The organism is Vibrio sp. Vb0937, assembly GCF_033338855.1.
The window spans coordinates 1-1,486 of the sequence record NZ_JAWOTK010000171.1; the positions used below are offsets into that span (position 1 = coordinate 1).

The window sequence follows — 1,486 nt, forward strand, 5'->3', positions numbered from 1 at the left end:
TAGCGTTCGCGGTATTGTTTTATGAACTGACATGCTTTCGCGAATACTTGATAGCCTAGCTCGACAATCAAGCCTTTGTTCTCGGCAACGGGAATAAACTCATCGGGATAAATTTCGCCAAACTCTTTGCTACGCCAACGAACGAGAGATTCAAAACTCACCACTTCGGAGCTTTTTGCATTAATGATTGGTTGAAACTTCACACTCAAGGTTTGCTTTTCTAGTGCGCTTTTCAAACCTTGCTCGATAAAAAAGTAACGATCTACCGCGTGTTGGGTACGTTGGCTGTAAATGGCAATCCTATCTTTGTTTTGTTCACTGGCGTATTGGCATGTTCTTGCAGCTTTACGCAAAATTTCATCAGCAGAGTGCGCAGGGTCGATACAAGGGTACAAGCCAATGCTGATGTTACTGCCAAGATACTGGCCTTCTTCCACCACGGCTTCGTGATAGGTTTGTTTTATCGTCTCAGCGTAAGCTTGAAGCGTGTCTATTGAGCAATCGTCCTGAATTAAAATTGCGAAATCGTCATCATGTACACGATACACTGAGCAGTTAGGGGATGGCAGATGACTGAGCGTCTGCAGCAGCTTTTCCACCAAACCATTGACCAGTTCATTGCCGTACTGGTTCAGATAGGATTTGATCTCATTGATTTGGATGTAGCAAATCGACGTTGGCGTGTCTGTCGAACAGACGTGTTCTTCAATATCAAGCAACAAATGCGCGCGGTTTGCCATACCTGAGGCGTTATCATGGAACGCGACTTGATGAATGTAGCTTTCCATCAATTTACGTTCTGAAATGTCGCGATGGCTACCCACCATGTAATGACCATGCTCAGTTTCTTTGGTCATCGCAACGCCTTCAATCCAAACGTATTGCCCGTTGGGTTTACGCAGGCGGTAAGTGGTTGTGACGCGCGTATTGTCGGTATTAATGTGGGCATCGACGCGCTTGGACAATCTTTCCCTATCCAACGGATGCACCAAATCCAACCAACGATCTAGGTTGATGCGTCCAGCATTGATTCCAAGTTGCTCATAAAATCCCTGATTGTAGAAAACCATCGTCCCGAACTCGTCCATGTAGAAGAGGCCTTCGTTGAACACATCAAAGATATGAATAAAGCGTTCTTCGACGATCTTGAGAAACTCGCGATCATTGTCTGAGGCCTGTTGATCAAAAATGGTGGTCAAGACATGTCCTCCTCGTGCCTTACTGGCAACAGAGATGAGTGGGCGTTCCTGTAACAGGGAAATGAAGTAATCATGCGCATTATTAAGATACAAATGCTAATTTAAAATAGTAGACAGTCATGTTCTTGCGCTTTCAAATGAATAAAACTTCGTTCAGTTTAACTTGCTGATCATCGATATTTATAAAACTTAGTCAACAGTAAATCGTGTTTATATGAAATAGTTATTGATGCATTCCTCCAATCATTAAAATTAGTTAATAATGCCGTCATTTCGCTCGCCCGATC

Annotated in this window: 1 protein-coding gene; it reads right to left on the minus strand. The window is 43.5% G+C overall.

Annotated features, from left to right (window positions below; genetic code table 11):
- On the minus strand, window positions 1-1,292 hold a 1,292-nt coding region (scrG, locus tag R7P67_RS24140), incomplete at its 3' end, for a regulatory protein ScrG (RefSeq protein ID WP_318086233.1).
- Window positions 1,293-1,486: the final 194 nt, after the last annotated feature.